This window comes from Rhizobium ecuadorense, from assembly GCF_001187535.1.
In the GTDB taxonomy this organism is placed as follows: domain Bacteria; phylum Pseudomonadota; class Alphaproteobacteria; order Rhizobiales; family Rhizobiaceae; genus Rhizobium; species Rhizobium ecuadorense.
This window is the reverse complement of sequence record NZ_LFIO01000189.1, coordinates 1-310: the sequence shown is the minus strand read 5'-3', so window position 1 is coordinate 310 and position 310 is coordinate 1. Positions and strand designations below refer to the sequence as shown.

Below are 310 nucleotides of genomic sequence, written 5' to 3'. Positions count from 1 at the left end.
GCGAACGCCATGGTTGAATTATCTTGTCGAACGGTCAAAACCACCTTGCCTCTATTGCACGAGACGGTGGCCACGGAAGCACGGTTCTTCGATCTGGCTATTCTCGAATGTATCGCGGACGTTCCGGATACCCGTATTGTCGCCGAAGCGGTCATATTCGGATCCGGCCGGCCAGCCATCATCTTTCCCAACAAGACCCTTGCGGGCCCAATCGACCATCTGGTCATCGCCTGGGACGGAAGTCGAGCCGCCGCTCGGGCCGTCAGCGATGCAAACCCATTCATTCACAAGGCCAAGCGGGTTTCGGTCC

Annotated in this window: 1 pseudogene; it reads left to right on the top strand. The window is 57.7% G+C overall.

The window, feature by feature from the left end:
* Positions 1 to 310: pseudogene (locus AF337_RS04610) on the top strand (universal stress protein); the annotation flags it as partial.